Source organism: Staphylococcus sp. HMSC34C02 (assembly GCF_001838705.1).
GTDB lineage: Bacteria > Bacillota > Bacilli > Staphylococcales > Staphylococcaceae > Staphylococcus > Staphylococcus borealis.
In genome coordinates this window covers 77,461-95,659 of sequence record NZ_KV838593.1, presented here as the reverse complement: position 1 = coordinate 95,659, position 18,199 = coordinate 77,461, and the positions used below count along the sequence as shown (strand labels likewise).

Sequence of the window (18,199 nt, the reverse complement as noted above, 5' to 3'; positions counted from 1 at the left end):
TGGACTCATCAGTCCGATTTGACGTAGAGCCTTATTTTAAAGCTTCTTTAGCTTTAGATACTAATTCAGCGAATGCTTTTTCATCTGAAATAGCTACTTCAGAAAGCATTTTACGGTTAATATTGATGTCTGCTTTTTTCAAGCCGTTCATTAATCTTGAATAGCTCATGTCATGTTGACGTGCAGCTGCATTGATACGTGTAATCCATAATTTACGGAAGTCACGTTTACGTTGACGACGGTCACGGAAAGCGTATTGACCTGATTTCATTACTTGTTGTTTTGCTACTTTATATAATGTGTGTTTAGCACCGAAGTAACCTTTAGCTAATTTAATCGTTTTTTTACGACGTGCTCTTGTTACTGTTCCACCTTTAACTCGTGGCATATTAAATTCCTCCTTAGATATAACAATGATTTATCGTTCGTTTATTAATGACAATTATTTTTTATAAGCTAATAATTGTTTTACGCGTTTCATATCGCTTTTAGAAACTAATTTAGCTCTACGTAATTTACGTTTTTGTTTAGTGTTTTTATTTGCGAATAAGTGAGATGTGAAAGCTCTTGAACGTTTTAATTGACCTGAACCAGTTCTTTTAACACGTTTAGCTGCTCCACGGTGAGTTTTCATTTTTGGCATGATTCATTTCCTCCTAATAATAATGAATTATTTTTCGTTAACAGGCGCTAACATGATAAACATTTGACGCCCTTCCATTTTAGGTTTCTGTTCAACAGTGGCAATATCTTTACATTCGTCAGCGAATTTTTCTAATACGCGTTGACCAATTTCTTTATGCGTAATTGCACGACCTCTAAAACGAATAGAAACTTTACATTTATCGCCTTTAGATAAGAATTTACGACCATTTTTCAACTTAGTTTGGAAATCGTGTTCCTCAATAGTTGGACTTAAGCGTATTTCTTTAACATTGATAACTTTTTGTTTCTTTTTCATTTCTTTTTCTTTTTTCTGTTGTTCGAATTTATATTTACCATAATCCATAATTCTCGCAACAGGTGGTTTAGCATTTGGTGCTACAACTACTAAATCTAATTCAACACGTTCAGCCATTTCTAATGCTTCTCGTTTTGATTTAACACCAATTTGGTCACCATTTTGGCCAATTAAACGTAATTCTTTAGCGCGAATCTTTTCGTTAACTTGCGTTTGATCTTTTGCTATGGTTGACACCTCCCAAAATTTTACGAAATTTTCCAAGCAAAAAGAGCGAACATAGAATGCCCGCTCTTCTCTCATACACATATAATGTGTGACATGATTAACCTGCCAACTGCTTGATGCGTCGCTACAGGTGAGAAACGGGTGTTTCTACTTGGTACGTTTCGTATTCAACGTTATTAATCATATCAGTGTATGTGGTATAAGTCAACAAATATTTTTAATTTAATGATGTTTTACTTCATCCATTGATACATCTTGTCTTAAGTCTACTTTATCCAATGGAATCATCTTAGTTTTATATCTTAATTTATGATAAATAAAGAACACTAAGAATACTGGAATACCCATGTATGTGATAACAAATCGATTTAAATCAAAATGACCTGTTTTAATGAAATCAACATCTTGCCCAATGATAACAATCACACAAAGTATCCCTGCAAAAATTGGACCGAATGGGAACCATTTTGCTTTATATTTTAATTCTCTCTTACTGTGATGTTGTTTTTCAAATGCGCGTCTAAATCTATAATGACTAATCGCAATACCAACCCATGCGATAAAGCCTGTCATACCACTTGCAGCAACAATATATTCATATGCGTCACCACTTAGTTTTTGGACTAAGAAGATAATAACAACTAAAATCGCTGTCGCAAATAATGATAAGTATGGCACACCATATTTATTCGTTTTACCAAATGAATGGAAAGCTAATTTATCTTTACTCATAGAATATAACATTCGTGTTGATGCATACATACCTGAGTTACCTGCAGATAATACAGAAGTTAAAATAACTGCATTCATAAATGATGCTGCAAAGGCTAAACCAGCATTTTTGAATACTAATGTAAAAGGTGACGTAGCAATATTGTCATCGCCACCCATCAAAGCATTGCTATCATAAGGAATTAACATACCAATAACAAATATCGCTAAAATATAGAATAGTAATATTCTCCAGAATACTTGTTTAATGGCTTTTGGTACTGCGCGCTCTGGATTTTCAGATTCTCCAGCAGTTATACCAATTAATTCAGTACCTTGGAATGAGAATCCAGCAACTAAGAATACACCTAGAATTGATAATAAACTGCCGCCTAGGTTGCCACCTAAAATAGGTCCTTCACCCTTAGTAAATGTATCAAAGCCTACAAATTCGCCACCCATGATACCTAATATCGTTAACAAACCAATGACGATAAAGATGATAACTGTTACGACTTTGATTAATGCGAACCAATATTCACTTTCTCCATAAACTCTCACTGATAAAGAATTCAAAGCGAATATAATGACTAAGAAAATACAACTCCATATCCAAGCTGGAATGCCAGCCATAGGTGTCCAATATTGAATAACTTGAGCAGCAATTGTAACATCCGCTGCAACTGTAATAACCCAGTTAAACCAATAATTCCATCCTAACGCAAATCCTAAAGATGGATCTACGAATCGTGTTGCATAAGTACTGAATGATCCAGAAACCGGTAGATAAGTTGCCATTTCACCAAGAGATGTCATTAGGAAAAACACCATCGCACCTATAATGGCATACGCAATTAAAGCACCTAATGCACCAGCATCATGTATTGCACCACCAGATGTCATGAATAATCCAGTTCCTATACATCCTCCCATAGCGATCATAGAAATATGGCGATCTTTCAATCCTCTTTTGATACCGTCATTTTGACTTTCTACTTTTCTCATAGAAGCTCCCTTTCTTACAGTAGAGGCTAACTAAAATCGTTTTGTTGTGTTATGCGATGATTATGAACGCATTCAATCAATACTTTCAAACCATTTTTTAATACTTTTTAAAGCATATAAAAATGGTTGCATACCTTAAGATATGCAACCATTTGCTTAATCTATTTCGGTAGCACATCACAAATTGTGACAGTACAGTTTCTGTTCGATAACTGTCCCAACAAATGATCTTTAAGGATATCATTCATTTCGGCATCTTTACCTTTCACACTTTCAACATACGTTCCCTAATAACTTCTGAAGTGTTACTCATTAAAGACGCAACCTCTAACTCTTTTTTATTTAACTATATAGTAATATACATTATGCTGTCTTTTTTATCAAGACTATCTGCGTTTTTTCAAACGAATTTCATCAACTAAATTCCAAATGAATTCATCTTTTTCAACTGTGTCTTGATCTTGAGAACCATACTTACGTACATTAACCTCGTTATTTTCAACTTCTTTATCGCCTACTACAACTTGGTAAGGTATTTTTTGCATTTGGGCTTCACGTATTTTGTAACCCATTTTTTCATTACGGTCATCAATTTCTACACGAACACCTTGTGATTTTAATTCATCTTGTAAATTTCTAGCATAATCATAATGTAAGTCTACATTAACTGGGATAATTTCAACTTGTTTTGGTGCTAACCATGTTGGGAAGGCACCTTTTGTTTCCTCAGTTAAGAAGGCTACGAAACGTTCCATAGTTGAAACGACACCACGATGAATAACGACTGGTCGATGATTTTCACCATCACTACCGATGTAAGTTAATTCAAATCTTTCTGGTAATAAGAAATCAATTTGCGCAGTAGATAATGTTTCTTCTTTACCCATAGCAGTTTTAACCTGTACGTCTAGTTTTGGACCGTAGAATGCCGCTTCGCCAATCGCTTCAACGTATGGTAATCCCATCTCATCAACCGCTTCTTTTAGCATAGTTTCAGCTTTATTCCACATTTCATCGTCATCCATATATTTCTCTTTATCTTCAGGATCTCTGTAACTTAATCTAAATGTATAATCCTCAAAGCCAAAGTCTCTATATACTTCTTGAATCATATTTACAACACGTTTAAACTCATCTTTGATTTGATCAGGTCTTACAAAAATGTGAGAGTCATTTAATGTCATTCCACGTACACGTTGTAATCCTGATACAGCACCACTCGCTTCATATCTATGCATAGTACCTAACTCAGCAATACGAATAGGTAATTCACGATAAGAATGTGGACGATTGTTATAAACCATCATATGATGCGGACAGTTCATAGGTCGTAATACCATCTCTTCTGTTTCATCTAATTTCATTGGTGGGAACATATCATCTCTATAATGGTCCCAGTGTCCAGACGTTTTATATAACTCCACATTTGCTAATACAGGTGTATAAACATGGTCATATCCCATACTTACCTCTTTATCAACAATGTAGCGTTCAATTTCACGACGGATTGTAGCACCGTTTGGTAACCATAATGGTAATCCAGCCCCTACTAATTGGTTATTAGTGAATAGTTCTAAATCTTTACCAATACGGCGATGATCTCGTTCACGACGTTCTTCAAGCATTTCTAAATGTGCTTTTAAATCTTTTTTATCGAAAAAGGCTGTACCATAAATACGTTGTAACATTTTATTATTACTGTCTCCACGCCAATAGGCACCAGCAGTTGAAAGTAACTTAAATTCCTTGATTTTAGAAGTTGAAGGAACGTGCACACCGCGACATAAATCGGTAAATTCACCTTGAGAATATAACGTTACACTCTCATCTTCGGGAATAGCTTCGATTAATTCTAATTTATATGGATCATCTTTGAAGAAAGCTTTGGCTTCATCTCTAGATACAACTTTGCGTTCAATTTTATGATTTTCATTAACAATTTGTTTCATTGTTTTTTCAATTTTTTCAAAGTCATCTGATGAAACTTTTTCGTCCATATCAAAATCATAATAAAAACCGCCATCTATAACCGGTCCAACACCAAATTTCACATCACCGTATAAACGTTTTAAAGCTTGAGCCATTAAATGTGCAGTAGAATGGCGTAAAACTTCAAGTGCTTCATCACTACCAGGTGTTACAATTTCAATACTTCCATCTTCTTCTAATGGTCTTGTTAAATCCACCATTTGATTATTAAATTTACCAGCCACAGCTTTTTTTCTTAATCCTGGGCTAATTGATTGTGCTATATCTTCAGTTGTTGTTCCTTTATCATACGCTTTCGAATTACCATCTGGAAATTGAACATTGATTTGATCCATTTATAAAACCTCCGTAATTAAATTCTATTTTCGTTGAAATAAAAAAACTCGCCCCCCTAAAAAAGGGACGAGTTTGTCGTGGTACCACCCTAGTTATTTAGCAATTGCTAAACATCTCTGCTTAAGATAACGGTCTTGAGCCGGGCATTGATTACCAATACCTAATAATGAAGGAGTAATAACTTAATATGTTAGCTAAATTCTCATCCTAAATATTAGCTCGCTGTATAACATGGATTAAATTATCATATCTTCAACTATTTCAATGATTAAGATTTATCTTAATTATACAATAGTTATTTTAAATTTCAATTATTTCTTAAATTTTTACCATCTAAATAATATGGTGTTGACAATGTTTTAATTCTTTCTATAATTCTAGCTGCTTTCGTTTCTTCTGCACCTTCACGCGTAATCGATAAATGATGCTCTAACTCGTCAAAATTTAAATTTGATGAGAAAAATGTTGGAAGTTCTTGGACCATTCGATAGTGTAACAATGGACCAATCACTTCATCTCTCACCCATGGTGTCACTTCTTCTGCGCCAATATCATCTATCATTAATATATTAGCTTCTCTTATGCGTTGTAACTTAGTTTCGTAACTACCATCTTTGAAACCACTTTTAAGCGTACGAATATATTCAGGTAAATAAACAATCGTTGAGGCGATACTTTTAGCTTTAAGTTGGTTTGCAATTGCACCTAAGATAAACGACTTACCAGTTCCAAATGGACCATGAATATACATACCTTTTACCTTCTCGCCATTAACTAATTGCTTGCACATATCATTCGCATGTTTAGCGATAGCTAGTCGATGTATATCTGAATCGTAGATATCTTTCATCTTAGCGTTTAATGTATCGCGTTGCATATGGTGTGAAGTTATTAAATGCGCATTGAATTTTTCTTCATCATGTTTAATTTTACATGGACACTTATTATAACGAATTTTTATTCTATGATTCTCCACATATAATTCAGGAACATGTCCTTTTACAAAATTCGGACAGTGTTCGTAATCATGACCATCATAAATCTTTTGTTGATCTTTATACTCTTGTAATACATTCAGATCATTATCAATGATGTCGTTCGTCAATTCAGATTGATGCTGATTTAAGAATACTTTTACAGCAGGGTCATTTATGACTTGCTGCTTGATCTTAGCAATTCGTTTCTCTAAATCTCCATTTGCCTTGATAATACTATTAAATGACTTCATTTAATCCTCCTCCCAATCACGTATGAGTTGTTCACGGAATGCAGCGCGTTCTTTTTCAAAACGTTCCTGTTCTTCTTTGGTTAGTGCTTTTTCCTGTTTTTCCTGTCCTCTATTTTTCAACCATTTTGGCGTTTTCTCTCTAGATACGATTTCTCGAGATTTAGCATATCGTTTTCTTGATTGAGATTTATCGTTGCCTTTGTAATCGGCTTTTTGCTCACTAGCTTTTAATGCGTAGTCATATGCCTCTTTTGCAGACTTAATGCCCAATTTCTTCCAGTTTGATGCAATTTCTAAAATGTATGTCTTTGGTAATTTCATATCATTTTTTAACATGACAAATTGAAGCAAAATATTTATAACACCAAAGTTTAACTTTTCTCTTTCAATTAATTCTTCAACCATTTTCTTTTGTTGGAATGTTGGCTCTGACCCAGACCAAGATGTCAACATATCAATTGGGCTCGTTTCTTCTAACAATTGCAACCAATTATTATCTGTAGTGACTTGTTCTGACGATGTAGCTTGACGAATATGAGTAACTTCACTTTGGCTTTCACTGCTACCTTTTGGTTCCAGCTCAGGTAATTGTTGATTATGTTCAATCAAATAATACGAACGGGCATGTTTTCTAATTTCTTCATGCGATAACTGTTGATTACTTGTTATTGAATTTAAAATAATACGCTTCATAGCATCTTCTGTTAAACCATATAATGTCGCCAATTGAACTATTAAATCTTTGGTTTCTTTAGTAATAATTTCATCGCTAATAAAATGGTTACGTAGCATCTCTTTTAAAATTTCAAAATCAAATGACACATTAGATAAATCAATACCATTGTACGACTTTTCTTTTTTTATTGATGATGCATCTATAGGAACATTAGCATGAGGTACTTTAAATACATCAGTGAATTTGCGCGTAACTTGTTGAAAGCCATTTAAATCAGGTTCTTGCTTTTTAAAATAATTTTTTAGGCTTTTATAACGTTGTTTATCAACTTGATTATATAAGTAAACAGATAACATAGGATCATTAAAAAATTGATATGCCGTAGGTGGCTGTACTAATTCATAAATGAAAAATGATTGTTGTTCATCGTGATTTACATATGTTTTAATCAAACCAATTGCTTCTAATAAATCCATATATTGACGAAATTCTGCCAAATTCAATTTTAATTCATTCATGATTGTATAATGCGTTAATGTTTCATCACTGTTCACAAATTGGTTCATAAAGTGATAAGTACCTATAGCTTGTGCACCTATTAAGGGCATGTACAATCGATTAAGTATCTCCAAATGATTATGATTAAATTGGAACTGACGATACACTTTATAACCGTCATGCGGGCTTAAACCATATTCATATGAGTGCAAACTCATTTATATATCACTCCGTTTATTATCATTCAAGATGCCCTTGCATTGATGCTAATAATTGATCAACATCTTTAAATTCTTTATATACTGAAGCAAATCTTACATAAGATACTTGATCAACATGCATTAATAAATTCATTACATGTTCTCCAATATCTCTAGAAGAAATTTCTGTTTGGCCGCTATCACGTAATTGCCATTCAACCTTATTCGTAATATCCTCTAATTGCTGATAACGTACAGGTCGCTTCTCACATGATCTAACAAGTCCATTCAATATTTTCTCTCTTAAAAATTGTTCTCGCGTCCCATCCTTCTTAACCACAATTAATGGACTTACTTCTATATGTTCAAATGTCGTAAATCGAGTGCCACAATTTTCACATTCTCTTCTACGTCTAATTGCATTAGCATCATCTGCATGTCTTGAATCAACAACACGCGAATGCGTTGAACTACATTTTGGGCATTTCATTTCTTTCACCCTCTTGAATAGATTATGATTCATTATACTATAAAAGCATTCTAGACAAAAGAAGTCCAATGCGCATTAAAAAAACACTAAAATTTAAAAAATTTAATAAAAATTCTAATTTACGTATAACCTATACCTTAATTTCTAATACTATGTAAAAGGTTTGTATCTAAATGATATAAAACAAAAAAGCGAGACTATTTAATCTTAGTTAAAAGATTTAATAGTCTCGCGATATTCGACTGTTAAAATTTATTATTTCGCAGTCGCAACATTTTCAGAACCAATTAATTTGGCAATTTGTTGAGCAACTTCAACTACTCTATTTGAATAACCCCACTCGTTATCGTACCATGCAATCACTTTTACTTTATTATCACCCATTACAATTGTGTTTTGAGCATCGATGACTGCTGAATTAGGGTTAGTATTAAAGTCCATTGAAACTAAAGGTGCATCTTCCACATCAAGAATACCATCTAAACCTGCATTACGGAATGCATCGTTAACTTGTTCTGCTGTTACGTTTTCTTTTAAATCAACCACTAAATCAACAAGTGAAACGTTTTTAGTTGGTACACGTAAAGCTAAACCATGAAGTTTACCTTCTAATTCTGGTAGTACTTCTTTTAAAGCTTTAGCAGCACCAGTTGACGTTGGTATAATACTTTCGTTACAAGAACGTGCGCGACGTAAGTCTTTATGTGGATTATCTATATTATTTTGATCATTTGTAATTGCATGAACTGTTGTCATAAGTCCATTAACAATACCAAATTGATCATTTAAAACTTTAGCTACCGGTCCAATACAGTTTGTTGTACATGACGCATTACTAAAAATGTCATACGCTTCAACATCTAATTGATTATCATTTACCCCTTTAACTACCATTTGTACATGTCCACCTTTAGATGGTCCAGTTAATAATACTTTTTTAGCCCCAGCTTTGATATGTCCAATCGCTTTGTCACCATGATTAAATTTACCCGTAGCTTCAATAACGATATCAATATCTAACGCTTCCCAAGGTAAATTTTCAGGGTTACGGTCAGACACAAGTTTAATATCATGTCCATCGACACGGATACCATTCTCAATAGGTTCAACCTTCTTATCGAATCTACCATGAGTAGTATCATAATTAATTAGATGCGCAATTGTTTCAGGTGGATAGCTTGCGTTAATCGCTACAATATTTAAGTCTTCTTTATGTAAAGCGATTCTTAACACCATTCTACCAATTCTACCCATACCATTAATTGCTATATTTGTTGACATTTAAAGCACCCCTTGATTGTTTGTTTATATGTTATACTTTATAAAATTAGTGTAACATAATAACGAAAATTTGAAAGCGTTTTCTGATGATTTTAAAAAATTTTTTTAAGCTGATTATTTTAAATTAGCAAAAAGCTCTAATAAACGTAATAATGCAAAAATTAAAGTTTAAGCATGTTTCGTCTACTAGAGCTATAATTTATAAATTGAGTCACATAGAATTTATATTTCTCTATTGATAAACCCTTTTTCAGTTAATAGTTGTTCTAAATTTTGTTTAAGTTCTAACTTATCTCCTAGGTTATCTATAACATGATCTGCCATTCTGCTTTTTTTATCAATTGAAATTTGGCTATATACACGCGCTTTAGCATCTTCAAGTGACAATTGATTACGTTCCATCAATCTCTCTATTTGAATGCTTTCAGATGTATAAACTAACCATACTTCATCCACTGTATCCTGTAATTCATTTTCAAAAAGGAGTGGAATATCCATAATGACATCATAACCTTGATTAAGATAGTTTTGTTTCTCTTTTTCCATTATTTCTCTAACTATTGGATGCACGATATCATTTAACTCGATACGCTTTTCTGGATGATTAAACACAATTTCTCCTACGTATTGACGATCCATTTCACCTTCATCTGTGATAGCACGTTCACCAAAAGCAGTACGCACTTGTTCTAAACCTTTCGTTCCTTTTGCAACAGCTTGCCTTGAAGCAATGTCAGCATCTACAACCTTAAAACCATATGCTGTCAATAATTCAGAAACTGTTGATTTACCTGTGGCAATACCACCTGTTAATCCTATTACTTTTGGCATAAATATTCACTCACCTTTATTTCTGACAATGTGGGCAGAAATGACTATTACGTGTAGCCACTACCTTTTGCTCAATATCATGCCCACAAACGTTACATGTCTTTTGTTTATATACATTTAAATGTAATTGCATTTCTCCTGTTTTACCATCTGCATGACGATAATCTGAAATGCTAGTACCACCGTTGTTTATACCCTCTTTTAACACTTCTTGAACATAGTAAAACAACATTTGACGTTCTTGGTCTGAAGTTTGTTTAACTTTCCGATCTGGTAATACACCTGCTCTAAACAAAGCTTCACACGCATAAATATTGCCACATCCTGCTATCATCTTATGATCAAGTAGCATTTGTTTAATGGGTTTATTTTGATATTTTTTAAGTTTAATACGATTTAAAAAGTGATTTAATGCATCATCATTAAATGGTTCAGGTGCAATATCAAGAAAAGCAGGGTAATCTTGGAAAGACGCCAAATTTCTTAACTCACCAAATCGTCTGATATCCGAATATACTAGTTGTTTACCATTATCTAAGTGAAATACAACATGCCAATGTTTTCGATAATTTGGTGTACTAATATCTGATAATTTATCAACGATAAAAAAGCCTCCCGCCATACCTAAATGACTTAATATAATACGTTGCGTTTGGTTTTTTTGAATTGTGAAAACAATATATTTACTTCTACGTTCCACAGATTGTATAGCATACCCTTCGCTATTCAATCGGAACCCATCCAAGTTGATACCTTTAATGATGGTCTCTTTTCCTTGTTGTTTTCCTTCTATCACTTTACTCGAAAATGTCACACTTTTAATTGTCGTATTTAAGATATAAGGTTCAATCCCTCTCTTTACATGTTCAACCTCTGGTAATTCTGGCATTTCTAATTCCTCTTTCTATTTTGCATCATACCATGTAGCTCCGTAATTAGAGTCTACTTTTAGCGGTACATCTAATTGTAGTGCGTGTTCCATAATTTCTTCAACAAACAAACTGAAATCCTCTACTTCATTTGCTGGCACCTCGAAAATCAACTCATCGTGTACTTGTAATAACAATTGCGCATGGTATGACGTTTGTTTTATTTGTTTATCAAATTCAACCATTGCTAACTTAATAATATCTGCTGCGCTACCTTGTATTGGCGTATTCATAGCTGTACGTTCAGCAAATCCTCTTAAATTAAAGTTTCGACTATTAATATCAGGAATATATCTACGACGATGCAATAATGTTTTCACAAATCCATCGGCTTTAGCATCTTTAACGATGTCAGACATATATTGTTTTACACCTGGAAAACTGGCTAAATAATCATCGATAAATGCTTTTGCTTTTTTTCGCGTAATATTTAAGCTTTGACTTAAACCATAATCACTAATACCGTAAACGATGCCAAAGTTAACAGCTTTGGCTTGTCTACGCATTAGCGCATCAACCTCTTCCGCTTCTACTCCAAATACTTTCATTGCAGTTGCAGTATGGACATCTCTTTCGTGAATAAATGCCTCTTTCATACTTTCATCCTGAGTGATATGCGCAAGCACACGTAATTCAATTTGAGAATAGTCTGCTGATAAAATCACACTGTCATTAGAAGTGGGTTTGAAGGCTCTTCTAATTTTACGTCCTTCTTCAAGACGAACAGGTATATTTTGTAAGTTTGGATCTACACTTGATAAACGTCCCGTTTGTGCTAACGTTTGGTTGAAGCGGGTATGAATGCGATTATCATCACTAATTACTTTTTGTAACCCTTCAACATAGGTAGATTGTAATTTAGATAATTGACGATATTCTAAAATGTAATCAATGATAGGATGTTGACCTTGTAGTTGTTCTAACACATCAACCGCAGTAGAATAACCTGTTTTAGTTTTCTTAATGACTGGTAATTCCAATGTTTCAAATAGGACTACACCTAGTTGTTTAGGAGAATTAATATTAAATTCTTCTCCAGCTGCCTCATGTATATTACTGATTAATAAATCTAATTTCTCTTGAATTTCAGACTGCATTTCTTTCAAATCATTAACATCAGTGTAAATGCCAGTTTCTTCCATTTCACTCAAGATGCGCGCTAATGGAAGTTCTAAGTTTAGCAATAACTCTATTTGTTGATGAGATTTTAGTTCATCAACCATTTCAGGTTTACAAGCATGAATTGCCTCAGTAATGGATGCAATATGCTTATCTAAAACCGAATCTTCTGGAATGTGTCGTTTTTTTCCTTTTCCATAGATTGACACATCATCTTGAACATAGTTTTGTTTATAGTTACTAACAACCGAATTAACATCTTCAATTGTTCTTGATGGATCGATAATATAACTAGCTAACATAACATCAAACACAATATTTTTAATATCAATGTCTAATCTATGCGCAACCACGTATGTCTTTTTAGCATCATAAACTACCTTTTCTGTAGTTTCATTCTCTAGCCAATCAATCAGTTCTGGATAATCTTTAAGTTGATCAGCAGGAATAACAATGTGTTCCACGCCATTGTAGAAGCCAAATTTGAGAATAGCATCTTGTAAGTAATTGGTACCATCCACTTCAATATGGATGACCGCTTCTTTTAAATCATTAAAATTAATCTTGTTGAAATCATGATGAACTTCAAATACTTTGTCTTCTTGAGATTCTTCTGATGGATTACTATCGATATCAGCTAATAATTGTTTGAATTCTAACTTTTTAAATAGTTCAATTTTATCTTGATTATCATCTTGATTATCTAATTTAGTATCTTTAAGTGCTACTTCAATTGGACTATCTTTATTTATTGTTGCTAAATCTTTACTCATGAATGCATCGTCACGACTATTCTCAAGTTTTTCTTTTAATTTTTTTCCTGAAACTGCATCTAAATTTTCATAGACACCTTCAACCGTATTAAATTGTTTCAATAACTTGATAGCTGTCTTCTCACCCACACCAGCAACACCTGGGATGTTATCAGATGTATCACCCATGAGTCCCTTCATATCAATAATTTGACTAGGCACAAGCCCATCATATTTTTCATTAATAAATTCTGGAGTATAATGATCGACATCTGTAACACCTTTTTTAGTGTAATAGATGGTTACATGATCAGTAGCGAGTTGAGTTAAGTCTCTATCACCTGTAACAATGATTGTTTCAAATCCTTGCTCATTTGCTTCTTTGCTTAATGTACCAATGATATCATCAGCTTCGTAGTTCTCTAACTCATAATGTTTGATATGATACGTATCCAATAGTTGTCGAATATACGGGAATTGTTCACTTAATTCCGGTGGCGTGCTTTGTCTACCGCCTTTATATTCACTATATTTTGAATGTCTAAATGTAGTTTTGCCTGCATCAAACGCAACTAAAAAATGACTTGGTTGTTCTTCTCTTAAAATCTTTTCAAGTAACATCGCAAAACCATATATTGCATTCGTATGTATTCCTGCTTTGTTAGAAAGAAGTGGTAATGCATAAAATGCTCGAAAACTTAAACTATTACCATCAATTAAAACTAGTTTATTCAAAGCGTATACCTCCAGAGTGATTTTATTATATTTTAGCATATTCAGAGTTCGTTAACGAATGTATGGTTTCTTCAAAAGTCTCTGTTAGGTTAAAAATTTCTGTAAATAAAAAGGCACTCTCGTTTCATTAATCAATTGAATCATTGAATATGAACGAAAGGCCTTAATGGATGAAATATTATTTTTGTTCATCTATGAATGAAACTCTAAATAACGAACCTTCACCAATATTGCTTTCAACATTTATTGTACCATGATGTGCTTCGACAATATGTTTCGTTATAGACAACCCTAAACCTGTGCCACCTGAATCTCTACTTCTCGCTTTATCTACACGATAAAATCTTTCGAAAATATGGTTTTGGTCACTCTTCTCAATTCCTATGCCAAAATCTTGAATTTCTAAGTTAACTTCAAGTCCTTTTCTATAAACTCTTACAATAACGTCACTATTTTCAAGTGAATAATTAATCGCATTTGAAAGTAAATTAGTAATGACTTGTGCCATTTTATTTTCATGTGCTTCTATGATGATATCTTTTTCAATTTCAGGCAAAATGCTAATATTTTTATATCTTGCTTGGTTTTGTAGATTATCAATTGTAGTATAAGCAAGTTCTGAGAGATTCACAAACGATGTTTCTATCTCAGTTTGTTGTTCGATATGAGATAAATCTAATAGGTCCGCAACAAGAGACTCAATACGATTAGATTCTTTTAAAATGATGTTTAAAAACATATCAAGCGACTGTTCATCGTTTTTTGCACCTTCAATTAATGTTTCAGCAAAACCTTTAATAGAAGTAATAGGCGTTTTAAGTTCATGAGAAACGTTTGCCACAAATTCACGTCGTAAGTTTTCTAATTTTTTAAGATTTGTGATGTCATGCATAACAACAACCATACCTTGTAATTTCTTTTTAGATTTACTAAGTATCGGAACACAAGATAGATCAAAATATTTATGATGAACGTTATTTAATACGATTTCAATTTGCTCATAGAGTGGCTTTTCAGTTTTAAAACTTTCTAAAATCAATTGTTGAATTTTAGTATCTAAATATGAGGTATACTTTTTATTTTCAACCTTACCATTTGGTCTAAACAAATCATAATAGGCGTGGTTTGCAACTACGATTTCGCCATGTTTGTCAATCATTAAAACGGAACTCGGAATATTTTCTAATGTAGTTTTTAAACGATTGGATTGCATTTTTTGCTTATTATTAAGCTTTTGTAAGCGTCTAGCCAAATCATTAGTTGTAACAAACAGTGCTTTGGTCTCCTTGACATTACTTTCAGGCACGCGAACATGATAATAGCCATCAGCGATTAACGAAGTCGCATAAGTAACCTCATTAATCGGTCTAATATATGTACGATGAATGCTTCTAACTGCCAAATATATTGCTAAAAGAACAATAATTCCAATTAAAGATAAATACTTCCACATACTCTTCTGTAATTCAAGAATTTCAGTATTCATCCCACTTATGTATACCGTTTTATCATTAATAACCGTTTTGAATGTATATCTAACCTGTCCGTTTTCTCGATTATAAATAATATTAGACGGGTTAGCTTCATTATCAATGTTATTATTAAATTTATGTTGATTCCCTGATTGATAAATGACTTCTCCGTTTTTAGTAATCTTAACGATTAGATTTTGATTAGCTGAAATGTTCTTTATTTCCTTATTGTCATTTTGTTTGTTTAATTTAAGGAAATTTTCGGAAACATGTTTGAGCTCTGTGACTTGCGCTGTTGATAATATTTGATAAATTGTATGATGAATAATGATACCTAAACCAATAAAACTGATAATGGTAATTGTACTTAATAATAATAATAACCGATGATGAAATTTGAGCATTAAGCCTTAGGTCTTTCTAATTTATAACCAAGTCCACGAACAGTTTTGATTAATTTAGGTTGTTTTGGATTCTCTTCGAGCTTATCTCGCAAATGGCTAATGTGAACGTCAACAATTCGAGAATCGCCTGCGAATTCATAATTCCAAACTGAATTTAACATATGTTCACGGGTAATTACTCGCCCTTGTCTCTCTATGAGATATAATAGTAATTCAAACTCTTTAGGCGTAAGTTCTAATAACTCATCATCTTTATAAACTTCAAAGAACTCAGGTCTGATTCGAATGTTCTCAATTAATATATCCTCATCATCAACATCTTCTTTTTCAATTTCACTAGCAAATTTAGATCTTCTCAAGATAGCCTTCACTCTTGCAACTACTTCTCTCGGTGAAAAAGGTTTTGTCATATAGTCATCTGCACCTAATTCTAATCCTAATACACGATCAAACTCATCATCTTTTGCAGTTAGCATTAAAATAGGAACTAAATTTTTATCAGAACGTATTGTTTTACATACTTCAATACCATCTTTTTTAGGTAACATTACATCCAAAACGACAAGTTCTGGTTGAATTTCGTTTACCTTTTCCAAAGCTTCTTCACCATCGTATGCTACTTCAACGATGTAACCAGCCGTTTCAAGATTATATTTTAATAAAGTTACAATTGATTGCTCATCGTCAACCACTAATACTTTTTGTGACATAATGTGCCTCCCTGAATAAATATAACATTTTAATTTCATTATAACGGAAGTTAAAACAAAAATAACATACAACATATTAAATTTACATAATCTTAACAATCAAATTATCTTTTTCTAATTATTGAGTATTTGTATTACTCTTATTTAAATATTGTTAAGAAAATATAAAATTATTCAACTAATTTTTAATAAAAAAGGAATGGAACTGGATTTATTTGAATACCAAGTTCCACTCCTTTGAGTGATAGCAACTTCGAGAAAGGGTTTAAATAAAGCCTTACTCAGATGTATCGCTAACTATCTAATTATCATGATTTAACTAAGATTATTTTGTATAAACAACTAAGCCTTGTTCACTGATTGACTTATTTTAAGTTTTTAATTAATTCATCAGCGAAATCTGAAGTAGATACTTCAGTAGCGCCATCCATTAAGCGTGCAAAATCATAAGTTACAACTTTAGATGCGATTGTCGCTTCAATTGCATCAGTAATCTTATCAGCAGCTTCTTGCCAGCCTAAATGTTCTAACATTAACACTGAACTTAACAATTCAGAAGATGGGTTAACTTTATTTAAACCAGCATATTTAGGTGCTGTACCATGTGTTGCTTCAAAAATAGCGTGACCAGATTCATAGTTAATGTTTGCACCAGGTGCGATACCAATACCACCTACTTGAGCGGCTAAAGCATCTGAAATATAGTCACCGTTAAGATTCATTGTAGCAACAACATCATGTTCGGCTGGACGAGTTAAAATTTGTTGTAAGAAAATGTCAGCAATTGAATCTTTAATAATGATTTTTCCATCTTGTTCTGCTTTTTCTTGCGCTTGATTAGCTGCATCTTTACCATCTTGTTCAACTATTTCATCATATTGTTGCCATGTAAATACTTTATCAGCAAATTCATTATGTGCTACATCATAGCCCCATTGTTTGAATGCACCTTCAGTAAATTTCATGATATTACCTTTATGAACAAGCGTTACCGTTTTACGGTCATTATCGATTGCATATTGGATTGCTGCTCTAACTAATCGCTCAGTACCTTCTTTAGAAACTGGTTTGACACCAATACCTGAAGTTTCTGGGAATCGAATATTCGTAGCACCCATTTCATTTTGTAAGAACTCAATTATTTTTTTAACTTCATCAGTACCTTCTTTAAATTCAATACCAGCATAAATATCTTCAGTATTTTCACGGAAGATTACCATATCTACATCTTGTGGACGTTTAACAGGTGAAGGTACACCTTTGAACCAGCGTACTGGACGTAAGCAAGTAAATAAGTCTAACTCTTGACGTAAAGCAACATTTAATGAACGAATACCACCACCGATTGGCGTAGTTAATGGTCCTTTAATCGCAATTAAATATTCTTTTATTGTATCTAATGTTTCTTGAGGTAACCATTCACCAGTTTCGTCATAAGCTTTTTGACCAGCTAGAACTTCTTTCCATTCAATACGTTTCTCACCGTTATAAGCTTTTTCAACAGCTGCATCGATAACACGGCTTGCTGCTTTCCAAATATCTGGTCCAATACCATCACCAATTATAAAAGGAATAATTGGTTCATTAGGGACGTTTAATCCATCATTTAATCTTGTAATTTTTTCAGCTGACATAATTTTACCT

At 33.0% G+C, this 18,199-nt stretch carries 14 protein-coding genes, 1 pseudogene, 1 riboswitch and 1 other annotated feature; all 15 genes and pseudogenes read right to left on the bottom strand.

The genetic code is table 11. The features are described 5' to 3' along the window. Positions 1 to 31 precede the first annotated feature (31 nt). The gene (gene rplT / locus HMPREF3239_RS11905) at positions 32 to 388 is read right to left on the bottom strand and encodes a 50S ribosomal protein L20 (RefSeq protein WP_011275545.1); all 357 of its coding nucleotides are present in this window, start codon (positions 386 to 388) and stop codon (positions 32 to 34) included. 54 nt (positions 389 to 442) lie between these two features. Beyond that, positions 443 to 643: a 50S ribosomal protein L35 gene (gene rpmI / locus HMPREF3239_RS11900; protein WP_070855720.1), complete on the bottom strand. Its 201-nt coding sequence runs from the start codon at positions 641 to 643 to the stop codon at positions 443 to 445. A 27-nt stretch (positions 644 to 670) separates the two neighbouring features. Next, a complete protein-coding gene (gene infC / locus HMPREF3239_RS11895) occupies positions 671 to 1,198 on the bottom strand; it encodes a translation initiation factor IF-3 (RefSeq protein ID WP_053029651.1) in 528 nt (175 codons plus the stop codon). A 22-nt stretch (positions 1,199 to 1,220) separates the two neighbouring features. Continuing rightward, positions 1,221 to 1,348, bottom strand: a sequence feature (ribosomal protein L20 leader region). 63 nt (positions 1,349 to 1,411) lie between these two features. Next, positions 1,412 to 2,905 carry an amino acid permease gene (locus HMPREF3239_RS11890; protein WP_053029598.1) on the bottom strand — a complete coding sequence of 498 codons (1,494 nt, stop codon included), beginning with the start codon at positions 2,903 to 2,905 and terminating at the stop codon, positions 1,412 to 1,414. A 162-nt stretch (positions 2,906 to 3,067) separates the two neighbouring features. Beyond that, a riboswitch (Lysine riboswitch) is annotated at positions 3,068 to 3,243 on the bottom strand. A gap of 48 nt (positions 3,244 to 3,291) precedes the next feature. Further along, positions 3,292 to 5,229, bottom strand: coding sequence for a threonine--tRNA ligase (thrS, locus tag HMPREF3239_RS11885; RefSeq protein WP_070855719.1), 1,938 nt, complete (start codon positions 5,227 to 5,229; stop codon positions 3,292 to 3,294). Positions 5,230 to 5,537: 308 nt separating this feature from the next. Then, the gene (gene dnaI / locus HMPREF3239_RS11880) at positions 5,538 to 6,458 is read right to left on the bottom strand and encodes a primosomal protein DnaI (protein ID WP_070855718.1); all 921 of its coding nucleotides are present in this window, start codon (positions 6,456 to 6,458) and stop codon (positions 5,538 to 5,540) included. After that, positions 6,459 to 7,850, bottom strand: coding sequence for a replication initiation and membrane attachment family protein (locus HMPREF3239_RS11875; RefSeq protein ID WP_070855717.1), 1,392 nt, complete (start codon positions 7,848 to 7,850; stop codon positions 6,459 to 6,461). Continuing rightward, a pseudogene (gene nrdR / locus HMPREF3239_RS11870) lies at positions 7,851 to 8,322 on the bottom strand (transcriptional regulator NrdR). Positions 8,323 to 8,577: 255 nt separating this feature from the next. Next, positions 8,578 to 9,603 carry a type I glyceraldehyde-3-phosphate dehydrogenase gene (gene gap / locus HMPREF3239_RS11865; protein ID WP_070855716.1) on the bottom strand — a complete coding sequence of 342 codons (1,026 nt, stop codon included), beginning with the start codon at positions 9,601 to 9,603 and terminating at the stop codon, positions 8,578 to 8,580. Between the two features lie 222 nt (positions 9,604 to 9,825). Then, entirely contained in the window at positions 9,826 to 10,434 is a 609-nt protein-coding gene (coaE, locus tag HMPREF3239_RS11860) for a dephospho-CoA kinase (protein ID WP_053029603.1), read from the bottom strand. Positions 10,435 to 10,450: 16 nt separating this feature from the next. After that, positions 10,451 to 11,323 carry a bifunctional DNA-formamidopyrimidine glycosylase/DNA-(apurinic or apyrimidinic site) lyase gene (mutM, locus tag HMPREF3239_RS11855; protein ID WP_070855715.1) on the bottom strand — a complete coding sequence of 291 codons (873 nt, stop codon included), beginning with the start codon at positions 11,321 to 11,323 and terminating at the stop codon, positions 10,451 to 10,453. Between the two features lie 15 nt (positions 11,324 to 11,338). Further along, positions 11,339 to 13,969 (bottom strand): DNA polymerase I, encoded by a 2,631-nt coding sequence (gene polA, locus HMPREF3239_RS11850; protein ID WP_070855714.1) that lies wholly within the window; start codon positions 13,967 to 13,969, stop codon positions 11,339 to 11,341. A 178-nt stretch (positions 13,970 to 14,147) separates the two neighbouring features. Next, positions 14,148 to 15,845, bottom strand: a complete 1,698-nt coding sequence (pnpS, locus tag HMPREF3239_RS11845; RefSeq protein WP_070855713.1) for a two-component system histidine kinase PnpS — start codon at positions 15,843 to 15,845, stop codon at positions 14,148 to 14,150. Next, positions 15,845 to 16,555: a response regulator transcription factor gene (locus tag HMPREF3239_RS11840; protein ID WP_037536805.1), complete on the bottom strand. Its 711-nt coding sequence runs from the start codon at positions 16,553 to 16,555 to the stop codon at positions 15,845 to 15,847. Before HMPREF3239_RS11840 ends, pnpS begins: the two co-directional genes overlap by 1 nt. A 365-nt stretch (positions 16,556 to 16,920) precedes the next feature. Further along, positions 16,921 to 18,189, bottom strand: a complete 1,269-nt coding sequence (gene icd, locus HMPREF3239_RS11835; RefSeq protein WP_070855712.1) for an NADP-dependent isocitrate dehydrogenase — start codon at positions 18,187 to 18,189, stop codon at positions 16,921 to 16,923. Between the last annotated feature and the right edge of the window lie 10 nt (positions 18,190 to 18,199).

Bases quoted from the DNA above. Each gene is read 5' to 3' on its own strand.
- rplT (WP_011275545.1), bottom strand. From the start codon at position 388: ATGCCACGAGTTAAAGGTGGAACAGTAACAAGAGCACGTCGTAAAAAA.
- rpmI (WP_070855720.1), bottom strand. From the start codon at position 643: ATGCCAAAAATGAAAACTCACCGTGGAGCAGCTAAACGTGTTAAAAGA.
- HMPREF3239_RS11890 (WP_053029598.1), bottom strand. From the start codon at position 2,905: ATGAGAAAAGTAGAAAGTCAAAATGACGGTATCAAAAGAGGATTGAAA.
- thrS (WP_070855719.1), bottom strand. From the start codon at position 5,229: ATGGATCAAATCAATGTTCAATTTCCAGATGGTAATTCGAAAGCGTAT.
- dnaI (WP_070855718.1), bottom strand. From the start codon at position 6,458: ATGAAGTCATTTAATAGTATTATCAAGGCAAATGGAGATTTAGAGAAA.
- HMPREF3239_RS11875 (WP_070855717.1), bottom strand. From the start codon at position 7,850: ATGAGTTTGCACTCATATGAATATGGTTTAAGCCCGCATGACGGTTAT.
- gap (WP_070855716.1), bottom strand. From the start codon at position 9,603: ATGTCAACAAATATAGCAATTAATGGTATGGGTAGAATTGGTAGAATG.
- coaE (WP_053029603.1), bottom strand. From the start codon at position 10,434: ATGCCAAAAGTAATAGGATTAACAGGTGGTATTGCCACAGGTAAATCA.
- mutM (WP_070855715.1), bottom strand. From the start codon at position 11,323: ATGCCAGAATTACCAGAGGTTGAACATGTAAAGAGAGGGATTGAACCT.
- pnpS (WP_070855713.1), bottom strand. From the start codon at position 15,845: ATGCTCAAATTTCATCATCGGTTATTATTATTATTAAGTACAATTACC.
- HMPREF3239_RS11840 (WP_037536805.1), bottom strand. From the start codon at position 16,555: ATGTCACAAAAAGTATTAGTGGTTGACGATGAGCAATCAATTGTAACT.
- icd (WP_070855712.1), bottom strand. From the start codon at position 18,189: ATGTCAGCTGAAAAAATTACAAGATTAAATGATGGATTAAACGTCCCT.